Genomic DNA, 14,376 nt, shown 5'->3' on the forward strand with positions numbered 1-14,376 from the left:
CTTGTCGGATGATGGGTCAACCTATTTACAATTCGCTCTAGACATTATCCACTGGACACTTACGCAGATATAGATGGGGAACCCGTAACCCGGGGGTTAAGGCTGAGCGTGCAGCCTGATGGTGGCCACATATTTAAAATCGTCCCGCGACGAGGCCTTGCCAGTAACGGTTTTTATATAAAGGTCGATCTTGTCCTGGTCGATCCGCACCCGGGCCACGGGTTTAAGGTTGTCCAGGATCTGTTTTTTATACTGCCCCTTCATATATTTCTTGTATTTCTCATAATCCGGGTGGTTTTCTGGTTGCAGGCCGATGACATCGGTGATGGTAAAGCGATAATGCCCATAAAGGTAATACATCCCGTTAAACTGCTGATCGAGCTTTTCCGCCTGCTCAGCCGGCATGGAAATCCAGTGGGTTTTGGCAGGGCCCATATTGCTGATCTTGTGGCTCACGGGGCCCCGGCCATAGGCGTATATCCAGGGTAGGCGGATTTTGTCTCCTGCGGGAAGATAAATGGGCCAGGCCGCGCGGTCGAAATCATACCGCCCCACTTTGACCGAAAGATTATTATCAATATTCTTGTCTACCGCCGACAGGGACGAGCGGTTGTCCAGCCACGGCGCCACCTCGAAGGAGGCCGGGGCGTTTGCGCTCTCGGCAAGAATCCTGTTCTTGAAATCGCTCTTGTGTTTGCGCCATGTAAATTCGTTGGCCAGGGTTTTGTTTTCATCGGGATAGAACACGCGCACCAGTTCTTTCAGTTGATGGTCGGGCCGGCTTTCCCATATTTCCGGCGCCAAGTTGAGAATTGCTCGGGCGACTTTGCGGCCCGAGGTGGGCAGGGTGTCCGGGACAGCGGTTTTATCCGGCTTGGCGGGGGAGGCCGGAGAGGAAGGGGAAGAGGCACCGGAAGGGATTCCCTGAGGTTTTTCCTTGGTTTTGGTGAATTGTTCGCTGGCCGTCTTTTCGATCTCATCGGCCTTTTTCTTCAGTTTGTCAAAAAAACTCTGCGCCGCCGATGAGGAGGCCATGGGCAGGCAAAGCCCAGGCAGGATCATGCCGTAAATAATAAGAGACCGTTTCATGTTATTCTCCTTTAGAGTAATTCACTTTAATCCAGTCTGTTGGTACCTGATCCGGCGCCGCCTGGATGCAATATGGCGACCGGTTGCGGACTGAAGAAAAGGGTAAGGGATTCGGGGCTTTGGCACATCTAACGGAAACCGTCGTTATCCGCCGTTATCGCCACTTAACATGTTTTTTTTGACCGGCTTGCACTGGAACGCCACAATCGGTAAGCTTCCAAAAGGGGGATTGTTGCGCAGAATCTCTGTACAAAATTATTATACAAAAACTGTTGTGCAGGCTGGGAGAGGGGTGATGATATGGAAGAGGGTGAAAGGGAGCGTCAAAACAGCCGCGTAAGAAACAGGGGTATACGGGCCTCACGTGTGCTTCTGGAAAAAGCCCTTTCCCAAAGCGACCTTGAAAAGAAAACCCAGATCGCACTGGCCAACCGCATCGCCGACCTGGAGGGGCTTGAGGCCGCCCCCAAGGATTTGGTGAACAAGGTTTTTCGCGAGCGTCCCGTGGACCCCCAGACCCTGGAGCGCATAGCACGCGCTTTGGGTGTGGAGGCCCGCGATCTTTATCTTGAAAAAGACGTTCCGGTATTCTCACCCGCTTTCAGGCCCGCAGAAAGAAGAGAGCACCCCGCCCCGAAACAGCCTGCTGCACGACGTCAGAGAACAGGGTGGCCCTTCATCTTTGTCGCTGTGGCGCTGCTGTTGGGAACGGCTGTTGTCTGGGGTCTCTCAGGCAACCGGGACGTGGCGTGCCGGATCAACGAATTTTTTCATCCTCTGAAGACGCCGGACGGGCGATTGGGGATTATTATTGCCCGGTTTGCGGGGGATCCCGGAAATGTGGCGCAGGCCAGTCTGGTGTCTGGGTTTTTGAATGACCCGAAACTTGGCCCCTATGTCAGTGTGCTCAGGTCCTGTGACAGGCCCTCTCTGGCCGGTCCCGGCGACATTAGCTCGCGGCTGGAAATGATTAGGAAAGAGGGGCGCGAAAGGTTACATCGCGCTGGCGCTCATATCCTGTTATGGGGGCATTTTGACGGGGAAAGAATACGGGTTCGTTTCATTTCTGGGACGACAGATCTCAGTCCGGTGTCGCTGGATGTGGGGGGGAGGCCTGCCCAGCTTTCGGAAACCCGGCTGGAAGTCCCGGTTTCCTTCAGCGATCCGGGAGCCGCTTTTGCGGATATCAAAAAACTGACCCTTGATTTGATGAAGCTTGAAACCCCGGAACTGCGGCACCGCCGGCAGGAAGCCGTACGGTCCTACCGAACCTCCATGGACTGGCTTCGGGCATCCATTCTGGGAGACCGTAATGTCCGGCGCCAGATAGATGCGAAGAAGGACCCACAACTCTGGGCGCTGATCAATGGTCAGCTGTGTTATAAACAGCGCCTTCTGGGAGATTATGACGCGGACATCACGCAATATCTGGAAGCGCAGGAAAGCTGCCGCAATGCTCTGGCGGTGCGTGACCGCGCGCAATATCCCCGGGACTGGGCAACGCTCAAAATCAATCTGGCCAGTGTGCTGATCCGGTTGCATCTATATGCGGACAGCCCGGCCAAAAGCCTTGAAGCCCTGCGCCAGGCCGAGGCTCTTATGGCCGAAGCCGGTCAAGTTCTGGACAGAGCGGCCATGCCGCAACTCTGGGCTCTGCAAAGACGCAATATGGGGGTGGTTTTCATGCGGTTGGGAGAACTTTCCACCGGGGCGCAGGCAGAAAGTTACTTTGAGCGCGGCCTGGAACTGATGGAGGCTTCCTTAACGGTGTTGGATCCCGAGTTTCAGCCGGTGGACTGGGCCATGACCCAGCAGAACATGTGTGCCTCCCTCTATCGCAAAGGCTATAACCAGGGGGCTGGAGGGGTGCCTCTGGTCGTGTTGGCGGAAGAACATTGCCGAGAGGCCCTACGCTGGCTTGATCCGGAAAACACGGCGCTTACCTGGGCCATGGTGCAAAACAATCTTGCGGTCAGTCAGGCTATTCTTGCGCAACTGGAACAGGACCCGGATCGTCTGGCCCAGGCTATCGACGAGTTTCGCAAGGCGCAGCGTGTTTACACCCGGGATGCATTTCCGTCCAACTGGGCGGAAGTGGAAATCAATCTGGGCGAATTGCACTGTAATCTGGCGGTGCTGCGTGGGGATCCGTCTTATCTTGAGACGGCGATTGCCCATTCCGAGCAGGCATTGGAAATATTGATGTATAAAAAAATGGCCCGCTATCAGCGTTATCTGCAGGGACTGCTTACGACCTACAGAAACTGTCAGCGGGACGATATTTCCCGCTGTGTTTGTGCCCCTGGGTAAATGGGCACCAGCCTGGGATCTTTTCTGCGCCGGGCAGCTTTGTTTTATTCCCCATTGCACTGATTGAAAATACATCTTACATATAGGATGAGCGGGTACTGCCTTGTGCGAGGTTTTTTTTATTCCCTGGGGCTATAAAATTCTCTGAGGGAGCTGTCCCTGTGAAGATCGTGGTCTTCATATAACGGCGCCCACCTGTTTCTGCAGGCACCGGAGGATTAAACAGAAATCACGGCAAGGTGGTCCCGCCATTGTTTAATCCGCCCGTTGATTATACCGGTTAATCTGCAAGGGCGGAAAACGTATGATCAGAGATTCATGAACAGCAAGAGCGAGCTACGCAAAAAACTGCTTGAGGAGCGGCGGTATTTGTCACAGACCCAGGGCGTTGCGGCGGCACGGGATGTGGCGGCACGGCTGCTGTTGCTGCCGGAAATGAAAAATGTCGAGTTTGTGGCCGGATACGCCCCGCTGAACAGCGAACTGGATTGTCTGGTAGCGCTCAAAGTGTTGCATGCGGCCTATTATCGGGTGGCTTTGCCGGTTGTGGTGCGAAAGGACAGCCCACTCATGTTCCGGGAATGGGACTTTGAGCGGCCACTCATCAACGGCCCTTATCAGACCCGCCACCCCGACGAAAACTACCATGAAGTCATCCCCGATATGATGCTGGTGCCGTTGCTGGCGTTTGACAAGGTGGGGCATCGGTTGGGCTATGGTGGCGGATATTATGACCGCACGCTGGCGGCCTATCGGGCCCAGCGGCCGGCGTTTCTGGCTGTGGGGTTGGCTTTTGAGGGGCAACGCCATGACGAACTGTTCCGGGATGCCCATGACGAGCCCCTGGATATGGTGATTACCGAAAAAAATGTATACAGGTTTACTCAGTGAGATTTCTTTATTTAGGTGATATCGTGGGCCGGTCCGGTCGGAAACTGGCCCTCGAACAGGTTCCGCTGTTGCGGGACCAGCTCAGGCTGGATTTTGTGGTAGCCAACGGGGAAAATGCCGCGGCCGGCTTTGGGATTACGGAAAAAATCGCGCAGGAGCTTTTCGCCGCGGGGGTGGATGTGATTACCACCGGCAATCATGTCTGGGACCAGAAGGAAACCCTGGGATATATAAATTCTGAAAAACGTCTGATCCGGCCGATCAACTTTCCCAAAGGAACGCCCGGCATGGGCGCGGGGGTGTTTGAGCTCAGCCGCGGCAGAAAGGCGCTCATCATCAATGCCATGGGACGCATTTTCATGGATCCGCTGGACGATCCCTTTGCTTGTGTCGAGGCGGAACTCAGCAAACACCGGCTGGGGGTGACGGTGCAATTCATCCTGGTGGATATCCACGGCGAGGCCACATCGGAAAAAATGGCGATGGGACATTTCTGTGATGGCCGGGTGTCGCTGGTGGTGGGATCGCACAGTCATGTGCCGACGGCAGATGCCCAGATCCTGGATGGTGGCACGGCCTATCAGACCGATGCTGGCATGTGCGGCGACTATAATTCGGTGATCGGTATGGATAAGGCGGAACCTTTACAACGATTTACCCGCAAGATTGCCACCGCCCGGTTCACGCCGGCTCTGGGGCCGGCCACGCTGTGCGGGGTTTTTGTGGAAACCGACGACAAAACGGGCCTCGCCAGACGCATCGAGCCGTTGCGGCTCGGCGCCCGGTTGCACGAACACCTGCCGACAGGGTAGATTTTTTCCGCGCCCTCCTGGAAAGAACGGAATTCCCTGTTCACAAATGCGGCGGAGTGCATTATCTCTAGGACATCTGGTATTATTAATTAGCTATAGAAAACGGGTCCGTTCGCCCTTATGCAACGGGACCCGGCAGGATATGGAGACATGGCAGGACATTCCAAGTTCAAAAACATCATGCACCGCAAGGGTGCGCAGGACAAGAAAAGGTCATCCCTGTTCAGCAAGCTCAGCAAGGAGATTACCGTTGCGGCGAAACTGGGCGGGCCGGATATTGACGCCAATCCACGCCTGCGTCTGGCGGTCAATAACGCCCGTGCCAACAGCATGCCCAAGGAGAATATTCAGCGGGCCATCAACAAGTCCCAGGGGGGCGACAGCGAGAATTACGAGGAAATCCGCTATGAGGGATTCGGGCCGGGCGGCGTGGCGCTGATCGTGGAAAGTCTGACCGACAATCGCAATCGGGCGGCCACAGAAATCCGTACCGCTTTCGCCAAGAACGGCGGCAATATGGGCGAGACCGGCAGCGTGTCCTATCAGTTCGATAAGAAGGGCGAAATCATCTATGAAGCCAGCGTCATGGATGCCGACAGCATGTTTGAAGCGGCCTTGGAGGCGGGGGCGGAAGACGTCATTTCTGACGACGAAACCCACGAAATCTATTGTGCGATGGAAGATCTGCATGCTGTGACTACGGCATTGACCGAGGCGGTAGGTCAGGAGCCGAAAAGCTCCCGTCTGATCTGGAAACCCCAGACTCTGGTCCAGGTCAATGAAGAGGACGCCCGCAAGTTGCTGAAAATGCTGGATGTCATGGATGATCTTGACGATGTTCAGAACGTCTATGGCAATTATGAAATTCCTGACGAGATCTTGGAGAAGCTGGGCGCGTGAACACACGGCAACGTCTGATCGGGCTGGACCCCGGATTACGCAAGACAGGCTGGGGCATTATTGATGTGGAAGGCACCCGGCTTCGTCATGTCGCCAACGGCGTTGTCCATTCCGATGATCGTTGCCCGCTTGGCGAGCGGCTGGTGCAGCTTTATGACGGCCTGACAGAAGTCATCGCTACCTGGGAGCCGCATTCGGCCGCTGTCGAGGAAACCTTTGTTAACAAAAACCCCACCACAACCCTGAAACTGGGGCAGGCGCGGGGTGTGGTTTTGCTGGTGCCGGCCCTGGCAGGCATTCCGGTGGCGGAATATACCCCCAACCACATCAAAAAATCGGTGGTGGGGTCCGGCCATGCGGCCAAGCGGCAGATCCGCGCCATGCTGTCGGTTTTGCTGCCTGGGGTGGAAATTCACGGGGAGGATGCCGGGGATGCGTTGTCCGTGGCCATATGCCATGCTCATCATGGCGGCGCCACTCCAAAGACGGCGACTGTTTCCAAATTCAGCCCTGCGGAGCTGGCCTTGAAACAGGGGCCGGGAGCGCAGATTATTATGCCCAAACCCCGGAACGGGGCCGAAGGGGGGGAAGGAAACAAATGATTGCCAAATTACGGGGCCTTCTGGACAGCAGCGGCGAAGACTGGTGTATCGTGGATGTCAACGGGGTCGGCTACCAGGTGTTCTGTTCTGCCCGTACGCTGAGCCGGATGGGCGGCGTGGGGGAGACGGTGACCCTGATGATTGAAACCCATGTGCGCGAAGATCATATTCACCTGTATGGTTTCGCCAGCGAACTGGAACGGGACTGGTTCCGTTTGCTGCAGACGGTACAGGGGGTGGGGGCAAAAGTGGCGCTGGGTATTCTGTCGGTGGCAGGGCCCGACGAGCTCAGCAGTTCCATTGCCGCAGGAGACAAAACCACCGTAGGGCGCGCCAGCGGTATCGGTCCCAAACTGGCGACCCGTATTGTCACGGAACTTAAGGATAAGGTAGCCAAGTTTGCGTTTCTGCCAACCCAGGCGGGCGGCGGGAAAGCCGCCCCGACCGGTACCGGGGCGGTCCCGGTTGGCGACAATGGCGAAATCGTTCAGGATGCGGTGTCGGCATTGGTAAATCTGGGCTATCGGCAGGCGGAAGCTTATATGGCGGTCAATGCTGCGGCCCGCAGTCTGGACGGCGAGGTGACCGTGCAGACCCTGATCCGTCTGGGTCTTAAGGAGCTGAATAAATGAGTGGTATGGAGGAAGACGGCGGCCGGCTGATGAGTGCGCAACCAAGAACCGAGGACGAGTTTGAGGCCAGCATCCGCCCCACGCGCCTCAGCGAGTTTATTGGCCAGAACAAGGCCCGGGAGAATCTGAGTGTGTTCATCAAGGCGGCACGGGCGCGCGGGGATGCGCTGGATCATGTGCTGTTTTACGGGCCGCCGGGGTTGGGCAAAACCACGCTGGCCCAGATCATGGCCCGCGAACTGGGCGTGAATTTCCGCGCCACTTCAGGACCGGTGATCTCCAAGGCCGGGGACCTGGCGGCGCTGCTGACCAATCTTGAGGAAAACGATATTCTGTTTATTGATGAGATCCACCGGCTCAATGCGGCGGTGGAGGAAATTCTTTATCCTGCCATGGAGGATTACCATCTGGACCTGATCATTGGCGAGGGACCGGCGGCGCGTTCCGTGCGCATTGATCTGCCGCCCTTTACTCTGGTGGGGGCCACAACCCGGTCGGGATTGTTGACCACGCCACTTAGGGATCGTTTCGGTATTCCCACCCGGCTGGAATTTTACGGTCCTGAGGATCTGGAAAAAATTGTCAGTCGGGGGGCGCGGGTGCTGGGGGTGGAGATCACCCGGGAAGGAGCGTACGAGATTGCCCGACGGGCGCGCGGCACGCCGCGTATTGCCGGGCGGCTGTTACGACGGGTACGGGATTTTGCCCTGGTGGCCGGGGATGGCGTGGTGGACGAGAAAATCGCCGATCAGGCCCTGAACCGGATGGAGGTGGATGCCGTGGGACTGGATGCCATGGATCACCGCTATCTGAATTGTATTGGGGTCAATTACGGTGGCGGGCCAGTGGGGGTGGAGACCCTGGCGGCGGCCTTGTCGGAACCACGGGATGCAATTGAAGAGATCATCGAACCGTATCTCATCCAGATCGGTTTTGTCCAGCGCACGCCGCGCGGGCGCATGCTTTCCGCCGCCGGTTTCCGTCATATCGGTCTTGAGGCGCCCCAGGTGCCGACGCCGGAACAGATGAATTTTCTGGAAAACGGGCCGGGAAACGGAAATGACTGAAATTTTGCCACATTCAGGAACTATGCCTAATGCTGGGCAGATTAAGGATGGTGAACATATTCTGCCGGTAAGGGTTTATTATGAGGATACGGATGCAGGTGGAATCGTCTATTACGCCAATTACTTACGGTTTCTGGAGCGGGGACGGTCAGATATGTTGCGGCTTCTGGGGGTGGACCAGGTAAGGATGCTGGATTTCCGGGAGCCGGACGATATCATGTTTGTGGTTCGTCGGGCAGAAGTGGATTATCTGCGGCCGGCGCGGCTGGATGATGCGCTGACGGTGCATACGAAGCTTGCGAAACTGGGGGCGGTGAGCCTGACCATGACGCAGGAAATCCGCCGCCAGACGGAAGGACAGGAAGAACCCCTGGTCAGGGCCGTGATCAAGGCGGGGATCCTGGGTCAGGATGGGAAGCCGAAACGGCTTTCCGGACGGATCAGGACGATGCTGGAAATGGCAGACCGGCTAGGGACAGAGCAGGATTCTGGAAGAACGACAGGCATTTAACAATGGGGATGTAAGGTAGAGCATGGCAGAAAATACAGTTGAGGCCGTCAATCTGGGCGGCGAAGTTCCCGATTTTTCCTTGTGGGGCATGTTTGCCCAGGCCGATATCGTGGTCCAGCTGGTGATGGTGTTATTATTGTTGGCCTCTGTATGGTGCTGGGCCATCATTTTCGATAAAATTCGGCGTATCCGGCGGATTTCGGCCCAGGCTGACCAGTTTGATGCGGAATTCTGGTCCGGCAATTCGCTGGAAGACCTGTATGAACGGGTCCGCCGCAATCCGGATCATCCCATGGCCATGCTGTTTGTGGCGGCGATGAAGGAGTGGCAGCGTTCGGTGTCCAGCACGGGACGTATTGCGATGGGGGTTCAGGACCGCCTGTTCCGGGTGATGCGGGTCACTGTCAGCCGGGAAATGGAAAATCTGGAAAATTATCTGAGTTTCCTGGCCACGGTGGGGTCAACAGCGCCGTTTATCGGCCTGTTTGGCACCGTCTGGGGCATTATGAACAGTTTCCAGTCGATCGCCATCACCCATAATTCTTCCCTTGCGGTGGTGGCCCCGGGCATTGCCGAGGCGTTGTTTGCCACGGCAATGGGGCTGGTGGCGGCGATACCGGCGGTGATGGCCTATAACAAGATTTCCAACGACCTGGCGCGTTACGCCAATCGGCTGGACAGTTTTGCCGATGAGTTTGGCACCATCCTGTCCCGTCAGTTAGATGAGGAGCAGCACTGATGGGGGCCTCCTTCGATCCGCGGCCACATTATCATCGTAGCGGGTTTTCCCGCCGTCACCGGGCCATGAGCGAGATTAACGTTACTCCCTTTGTGGATGTGATGCTGGTGCTGCTGGTGGTGTTTATGGTCGCGGCGCCGCTGCTGACCGTAGGGGTGCCCATTGACCTGCCGCGCTCGGACGCAAGACCGCTGCCGGAAAACACCAAACCGCTGAATATCACCATTGACAAAAACGGCAGGATCTATCTGCAGGATGAAGAGATCGCCCTGGACAGCCTGGTGCCGCGGCTCAAGGTTATTTTTGAAAACCGTCAAGATGACCGCATCTATGTACATGGCGACAAGGCGGTGGATTATGGCACCGTCATCAAGGTCATGGGGGTTATGAATGCCGCCGGCTTTTCAAGGGTAGCCCTGGTAACGGATACGGAACATTAAGGCAGGAGTAACGTGCGTAACGCCCTTATCATTTCCCTGGTTCTGCATATTTCCGTCATTGCTGTGGCAGTGGTGGGACTGCCGTCATTGCGCGATGATCGGGCGGAAACGGAAATGACGGTTATTCCGGTGGAAGTGGTGCGCGTAGCGGACAAAACCCGCCTGAAACCCAAGCCTGTCAAAGTGGATGAAGCTAAAGACAAACCCAAAGAAGACGCGAAAAAACCGGAGCGTAAAACAGCGCCGCCACCGCCCGAACCGCCAAAACTGGCTTCCAGCATGCCGCTTCCGGACATGAAACCCAAACCCAAGCCTGAAAAGAAGAAACCCGAGCCAAAACCGCAGATTGCCCGGGCCAGCACCCCCAATGTGACGCCGCGGGCCAAACCCCGTCCGCCCAGCCGGTTTTCCAGCAGCCGGATTGCCGCCCTGCTGGATAAACGGCGGGAAGAACAGAAAACCCTGGGCGAAATGCTGAAGGAAAAGGGGTATTATGATCAGCCGCAACAGATCAGTGATCTGGACCTTCAGCAGCAGACGCTCAGTCTGGCCGATGCGATCCGTCGGCAGGTTCATAACTGTTGGAGCATTCCGGCGGGGGCCAAAAATGCGGAGGATCTTCAGGTGGTGATCCGTATCAATCTGACGCCGGACGGTAAACTTGCCCGTCCGCCAAAGGTGAAGGACCAGGACCGTATGCATCAACCGGGGCAGGAATTTTTCCGGACCGCCGCAGAAAGTGCCCTTCGGGCGGTACGCAAATGCGAACCTTATGAACTGCCCCGGGACAAATACGAACTTTGGCGTGAAATCGAATTGATTTTCGATCCCAAGGAAGTATTGACAGGATAATTCAGGCTGATCATCCGGGTTGGGGAAATAAGGCAGATAACTGAGCCGGATAACTGAGAATAAAATGGAGAAGACAGAGTGAGGCTTGTACAACTTTTTGTAATGACGTTTGTCGCCGGGGTGTTGTCCCTTTCAGCCGCCCATGCGGTTATTCGGGTGGACATCACCAAGGGGCAGGTGGATCCGCTGCCTATCGCCGTAACGGACCTGAAAGGGGATGAGCGTCAGACCATCTCTGGCGGAACCATCAACGATATTGGCAAGCGGATTTCCCAGGTGGTCAGTGCCGATCTCGATCGTTCGGGCCTGTTTCGTTTGATTGACCCTCGGGCCTTTTTCCGGGATTCTGCCGGCAGCAGCCCCAAATTTGCCAACTGGCGGGCTGTGGGCGCGCAGGCGCTGGTCACTGGCACGCTCACCCTTCAGGAAGACGGGCGTATCCGGGTGGAATTCCGTCTATGGGATGTTCTGGCCAAAAGCCAGATGATCGGCCTGCGCTATTATACCACGCCGCAGAACTGGCGGCGCATTGCCCATATGATTGCCGATGCGATTTATGAACGGCTGACTGGTGAAAAAGGGTATTTTGATACACGGATCGTGTATATTTCCGAAAGCGGTCCGGCGACTAACCGTATCAAACGTCTGGCCATTATGGATCAGGACGGCCACAATCATAAATTCCTGACGGATGGCCGTCACCTGGTGCTCACGCCGCGGTTTTCTCCGACAGCCCAGGAAATTACCTATCTTTCCTATATCAACGATAACCCGCGGGTTTATCTTTATAACATTGACACTGGAAAGCAGGAGCTTCTGGGCGATTTTCCGGGCATGACCTTTGCGCCGCGCTTCTCCCCGGACGGCAATAAGGTGATCATGTCTCAGGCCCAAGATGGTAATTCGGACATTTATGTCATGGAGCTGAGAACCCGCAAGGTAACGCGTTTGACGACCCATTCCGCCATTGACACGTCGCCCAGCTATTCGCCGGATGGCCGGTATATCACCTTTAACTCCGACCGGGGCGGCAGCCAGCAGATTTATGTCATGGATGCCGATGGCAAGAATGTGCGGCGGATCAGTTTTGGTAAGGGGCGCTACGCGACCCCGGTTTGGTCTCCTCGGGGTGATTTGATTGCGTTTACGAAAATCTATCAGGGGCGGTTTTATATCGGGGTGATGCGCCCCGACGGATCAGGGGAACGGCTATTGACCGAGAGTTATCTGGACGAGGGACCGACCTGGTCGCCCAACGGCCGGGTGCTGATGTTTTTCCGCCAGCAACCCTATAATAGTAATGGAAAAGGGGGGGAGACTCAGATATGGTCAATCGACCTGACCGGGTACAATGAAAGGCAGATCATAACACCTTTGGAGGCGTCGGACCCTGCATGGTCCCCCTTGATTAGATAATCTTGTCTGCTATAGTTGCTTTAGCCTGTCGAATGGTTAAAGATTGTCAAGAAATGTAGATCGCCAGTTCATATAACGGGGGTCGAAATATTTGGTTGGTGAAAAATTCTAATAATATGTGGAAGGACCACTAGATGCTGGAAAAAATATTTGGCGCAAAATATTTGGTATTGGCTGGGGCTGTGCTTTTTGTGAGTGCATGTGCAAATACCGACAAGTCGGCTCTTGACAGGGCGCCGCAGGAAACGACCACGCCGGAAGAGGAAATTGAAACCGCCCCGCGTGAAGAAGTGATTGTTGAGCCCGAGGATGTGGGCCCGCCGGCGGGTTCTCAGGAAGATCTTGATGTGACGGCCGGGTCACGGGTTTATTTCGGCTTTGACCGGTATGATCTGACACCCGAAGCCCGTGATACGCTGCAGGCTCAGGCAAAATGGCTGATGGACAACCCTTCTGTCACGGTGACCATCGAAGGACATGCAGACGAGCGGGGGACCCGTGAATACAACCTGGCGCTTGGTGATCGTCGCGCCAATGCCGTGAAAAACTATCTGGTGGCTCTCGGCGTCAGCCCGTCCCGGATCCGTACTGTCAGCTACGGCAAGGAACGTCCGGCTGTTCTTGGCTCCGGGGAAAGCGTCTGGGCCCAGAACCGTCGCGCCTTTACCCGGGTAGATTGATCACCTAGTCGAGAGATCTGCCATTTGGTCATTTACCCGCGCGGCCAGGGTGACTGCGCGGGTATTTGTGTATTTATGGGGGAAACCCCGCGTGCCGTTTCTGAAAAGCGCTGCCTGGAGTGAATTGTGTATAGGTTGAACCATTCTGCTGGGCCAGACCGGCCCGGCCCTTTGGGTTGGCGGCTTGAGGCCGCTCACTTTATCAGACGCCTGGGTCAGACGCCTGGCCCGATGCCCCGCATCGCCCGGCGCCGTCTTTCGCGTGAGGCGGGCCGCAATCCGTCAACAGAATTGAGTCAACCTATGCACAATTCACTCTAGAGTGATCGGTGATGAGAGGAGCGCCATTTTGTTTCATGAAGCTTCGCTCTACTATTCACTCTAAAAGATGTTCCGGGAGAAGTGATGTCATGTCTATCGGTGAACGCCTGATTAAACTCGTTCGGGCTAATGTCAGACCCCCTGTCAAATCCTCTGTCAAACCCAGTATCAGTCTCCGTCTCGGGGCCGCTCTCACAATCGGCGGTCTTGCCGGGCTGATGGTGCTGGTTTCGACCGGCGGGACGATGGCGGCGCCATCTCTGGAAAAGCGGATTGATATTCTTGAAAAGCAGCTCAGGGCGGTTCAGCGCAAGGTTTTTACGCCCGGCAGCATGTTTGAGGATCAACAGGGGGCTCCCCAAAGCCCCGCCGCGGCGCCGGTTGCTTCTCAGGGGCGGGCGGTTGTGGCGAACCTGGAGGCGCGGGTGGCGCAGATGGAAACCCAGCTCCGTCAGCTTACAGGGCAGGTTGAGGAAACCAACCACCGGCTGAACAAGCTGATCCAGAGGCTGGACCTGTTGTCTGATGATTACGAGTTCCGCCTTTCCGAACTGGAAAAAGGTAAGGGACAGGGCGCTGCGTCCGGATCTGCTGCCGGAACTGGGGGGGCTGCCTCTTCTCCAAATTTGGCGGCAGTGCCGTCTGGGGGAACACAGCCCCTTTTGCCCGGGGGCACGGTGCGGGAACAATATGACTATGCCTACGGGCTGGTCACTAGGGGGGATTATATCCGCGCCGAAGCGGCACTTCAGGAGTTTTTGCGGTTATATCCCCAGGACGAACTGGCTGGCAATGCCAAATACTGGCTGGGACAGACCTATTATGCCCGCGGCATGTTTACGGAAGCCACCCGGACCTTTCTGGAAGGTTATGACCAGTATCCCAAAAGCCAGAAAGCCCCGGCTTTTCTCTTGAAAATCGGTATGTCGCTTTATGCCTTGGGAGAAAAGAAAGACGCTTGTGAGGCGTATCGGGAGCTGGAAATGCGGTTCCCGGACAGCGTGGAAAACAAAAACCGCCGCCCGGCCGAGGCCCGGAAAGCCGGGTGCCAGTGACAAGGGCCAGAATGAAGTGACAGGGTCCTGTGTGCATGGTGTCAATCTTATCACAGTTC

At 56.1% G+C, this 14,376-nt stretch carries 15 protein-coding genes and 1 other RNA gene; 15 read left to right on the forward strand and 1 reads right to left on the reverse strand.

The genetic code is table 11. The features are described 5' to 3' along the window. Nucleotides 1–96: 96 nt before the first annotated feature. Nucleotides 97–1,089 (reverse strand): hypothetical protein, encoded by a 993-nt coding sequence (locus tag FE788_RS01965; protein WP_138379057.1) that lies wholly within the window; start codon nucleotides 1,087–1,089, stop codon nucleotides 97–99. Nucleotides 1,090–1,389: 300 nt separating this feature from the next. On the opposite strand from FE788_RS01965, the gene FE788_RS01970 reads away from it, so the two are divergent. The 15 genes from FE788_RS01970 (at nucleotide 1,390) to ybgF (ending at nucleotide 14,317) form a co-directional block, all read left to right on the forward strand. After that, a complete protein-coding gene (locus FE788_RS01970; RefSeq protein ID WP_138379058.1) occupies nucleotides 1,390–3,399 on the forward strand; it encodes a tetratricopeptide repeat protein in 2,010 nt (669 codons plus the stop codon). Nucleotides 3,400–3,491: 92 nt separating this feature from the next. Next, a non-coding RNA gene (ssrS, locus tag FE788_RS01975) (6S RNA) lies at nucleotides 3,492–3,649 on the forward strand. A gap of 68 nt (nucleotides 3,650–3,717) precedes the next feature. Further along, complete coding sequence (locus FE788_RS01980) at nucleotides 3,718–4,290, forward strand: 5-formyltetrahydrofolate cyclo-ligase (protein ID WP_138379059.1); 573 nt, start codon at nucleotides 3,718–3,720, stop codon at nucleotides 4,288–4,290. Next, nucleotides 4,287–5,102: a TIGR00282 family metallophosphoesterase gene (locus FE788_RS01985; protein WP_138379060.1), complete on the forward strand. Its 816-nt coding sequence runs from the start codon at nucleotides 4,287–4,289 to the stop codon at nucleotides 5,100–5,102. The genes FE788_RS01980 and FE788_RS01985 overlap by 4 nt, the downstream gene beginning before the upstream one ends. A 150-nt stretch (nucleotides 5,103–5,252) precedes the next feature. Further along, nucleotides 5,253–6,002 (forward strand): YebC/PmpR family DNA-binding transcriptional regulator, encoded by a 750-nt coding sequence (locus FE788_RS01990; RefSeq protein WP_138379061.1) that lies wholly within the window; start codon nucleotides 5,253–5,255, stop codon nucleotides 6,000–6,002. Further along, the gene (gene ruvC, locus FE788_RS01995; RefSeq protein ID WP_210414095.1) at nucleotides 5,999–6,604 is read left to right on the forward strand and encodes a crossover junction endodeoxyribonuclease RuvC; all 606 of its coding nucleotides are present in this window, start codon (nucleotides 5,999–6,001) and stop codon (nucleotides 6,602–6,604) included. The genes FE788_RS01990 and ruvC overlap by 4 nt, the downstream gene beginning before the upstream one ends. Next, nucleotides 6,601–7,236, forward strand: coding sequence for a Holliday junction branch migration protein RuvA (ruvA, locus tag FE788_RS02000; protein WP_138379062.1), 636 nt, complete (start codon nucleotides 6,601–6,603; stop codon nucleotides 7,234–7,236). Before ruvC ends, ruvA begins: the two co-directional genes overlap by 4 nt. 5 nt (nucleotides 7,237–7,241) lie before the next feature. Further along, on the forward strand, nucleotides 7,242–8,303 hold the full coding sequence (gene ruvB / locus FE788_RS02005) for a Holliday junction branch migration DNA helicase RuvB (protein ID WP_138381255.1): 1,062 nt from the start codon (nucleotides 7,242–7,244) through the stop codon (nucleotides 8,301–8,303). Next, nucleotides 8,296–8,814, forward strand: a complete 519-nt coding sequence (gene ybgC, locus FE788_RS02010; RefSeq protein ID WP_210414096.1) for a tol-pal system-associated acyl-CoA thioesterase — start codon at nucleotides 8,296–8,298, stop codon at nucleotides 8,812–8,814. The genes ruvB and ybgC overlap by 8 nt, the downstream gene beginning before the upstream one ends. Nucleotides 8,815–8,836: 22 nt before the next feature. Continuing rightward, nucleotides 8,837–9,553, forward strand: coding sequence for a protein TolQ (tolQ, locus tag FE788_RS02015; RefSeq protein WP_138379063.1), 717 nt, complete (start codon nucleotides 8,837–8,839; stop codon nucleotides 9,551–9,553). Beyond that, a complete protein-coding gene (gene tolR / locus FE788_RS02020) occupies nucleotides 9,553–9,993 on the forward strand; it encodes a protein TolR (protein ID WP_138379064.1) in 441 nt (146 codons plus the stop codon). The genes tolQ and tolR overlap by 1 nt, the downstream gene beginning before the upstream one ends. Before the next feature lie 12 nt (nucleotides 9,994–10,005). Then, nucleotides 10,006–10,845: a cell envelope integrity TolA family protein gene (locus FE788_RS02025; protein ID WP_138379065.1), complete on the forward strand. Its 840-nt coding sequence runs from the start codon at nucleotides 10,006–10,008 to the stop codon at nucleotides 10,843–10,845. A 102-nt stretch (nucleotides 10,846–10,947) separates the two neighbouring features. Beyond that, nucleotides 10,948–12,261: a Tol-Pal system beta propeller repeat protein TolB gene (gene tolB / locus FE788_RS02030; protein ID WP_138381257.1), complete on the forward strand. Its 1,314-nt coding sequence runs from the start codon at nucleotides 10,948–10,950 to the stop codon at nucleotides 12,259–12,261. Nucleotides 12,262–12,395: 134 nt separating this feature from the next. Continuing rightward, on the forward strand, nucleotides 12,396–12,941 hold the full coding sequence (gene pal / locus FE788_RS02035) for a peptidoglycan-associated lipoprotein Pal (RefSeq protein WP_138379066.1): 546 nt from the start codon (nucleotides 12,396–12,398) through the stop codon (nucleotides 12,939–12,941). A 410-nt stretch (nucleotides 12,942–13,351) separates the two neighbouring features. After that, on the forward strand, nucleotides 13,352–14,317 hold the full coding sequence (ybgF, locus tag FE788_RS02040) for a tol-pal system protein YbgF (protein ID WP_138379067.1): 966 nt from the start codon (nucleotides 13,352–13,354) through the stop codon (nucleotides 14,315–14,317). The last annotated feature ends 59 nt before the right edge of the window (nucleotides 14,318–14,376 follow it).

Origin of the sequence: Luteithermobacter gelatinilyticus, from assembly GCF_005849285.1 — a bacterium.
Taxonomy (GTDB): domain Bacteria; phylum Pseudomonadota; class Alphaproteobacteria; order Sphingomonadales; family Emcibacteraceae; genus Luteithermobacter; species Luteithermobacter gelatinilyticus.

What these genes read in the sequence shown, in the direction of transcription:
- FE788_RS01965 (WP_138379057.1), bottom strand. Translation starts at nt 1,089, where the DNA reads ATGAAACGGTCTCTTATTATTTACGGCATGATCCTGCCTGGGCTTTGC.
- FE788_RS01970 (WP_138379058.1), top strand. Translation starts at nt 1,390, where the DNA reads ATGGAAGAGGGTGAAAGGGAGCGTCAAAACAGCCGCGTAAGAAACAGG.
- FE788_RS01980 (WP_138379059.1), top strand. Translation starts at nt 3,718, where the DNA reads ATGAACAGCAAGAGCGAGCTACGCAAAAAACTGCTTGAGGAGCGGCGG.
- FE788_RS01990 (WP_138379061.1), top strand. Translation starts at nt 5,253, where the DNA reads ATGGCAGGACATTCCAAGTTCAAAAACATCATGCACCGCAAGGGTGCG.
- ruvA (WP_138379062.1), top strand. Translation starts at nt 6,601, where the DNA reads ATGATTGCCAAATTACGGGGCCTTCTGGACAGCAGCGGCGAAGACTGG.
- ruvB (WP_138381255.1), top strand. Translation starts at nt 7,242, where the DNA reads ATGGAGGAAGACGGCGGCCGGCTGATGAGTGCGCAACCAAGAACCGAG.
- ybgC (WP_210414096.1), top strand. Translation starts at nt 8,296, where the DNA reads ATGACTGAAATTTTGCCACATTCAGGAACTATGCCTAATGCTGGGCAG.
- tolQ (WP_138379063.1), top strand. Translation starts at nt 8,837, where the DNA reads ATGGCAGAAAATACAGTTGAGGCCGTCAATCTGGGCGGCGAAGTTCCC.
- tolR (WP_138379064.1), top strand. Translation starts at nt 9,553, where the DNA reads ATGGGGGCCTCCTTCGATCCGCGGCCACATTATCATCGTAGCGGGTTT.
- tolB (WP_138381257.1), top strand. Translation starts at nt 10,948, where the DNA reads ATGACGTTTGTCGCCGGGGTGTTGTCCCTTTCAGCCGCCCATGCGGTT.
- pal (WP_138379066.1), top strand. Translation starts at nt 12,396, where the DNA reads ATGCTGGAAAAAATATTTGGCGCAAAATATTTGGTATTGGCTGGGGCT.
- ybgF (WP_138379067.1), top strand. Translation starts at nt 13,352, where the DNA reads ATGTCTATCGGTGAACGCCTGATTAAACTCGTTCGGGCTAATGTCAGA.